At 38.5% G+C, this 379-nt stretch carries 1 protein-coding gene; it reads left to right on the top strand.

What is annotated here, in order from left to right; all coding sequences use genetic code 11:
* Positions 1-379: transposase (locus FC55_RS09675; RefSeq protein ID WP_155512837.1), on the top strand; the 379-nt coding region annotated here is incomplete at both ends.

Here is a 379-nt window from a genome sequence, read left to right as displayed (position 1 = left end):
CCCTTGATGGTCGTGTCAAAGTTGATCCTATTTGTCGTGGATTCAATCAGTACCTTGACGGTACTTGGAAATTTGGTTTAGCTAAATTACTTAAATCCAGTGGCAAATGGTATTTACATATTTCAGCCACTAAGGAAGTCGCTGATTTTAATAAACAAACTGTAAAACACGTTGTCGGTCTTGACCGTGGTTTACGCTTTTTAGCTACTAGTTATGATGAACAAGGCAAGACTGCCTTTTTTGACGGCCAAGCAATTATGCGTAAACGTGCTAAATATCAAAAACTTCGTGCCACCTTGCAAGCTAAAGGAACTAAGTCAGCTAAAAGACGTTTAAAGAAATTATCTGGACGAGAGAACCGTTGGATAAGTGATGTTAA

It is taken from the genome of Ligilactobacillus salivarius DSM 20555 = ATCC 11741, from assembly GCF_001435955.1.
GTDB lineage: Bacteria > Bacillota > Bacilli > Lactobacillales > Lactobacillaceae > Ligilactobacillus > Ligilactobacillus salivarius.
The sequence above is the reverse complement of the archived record's forward strand: the minus strand, read 5'-3'. Positions and strand labels throughout refer to the sequence as shown.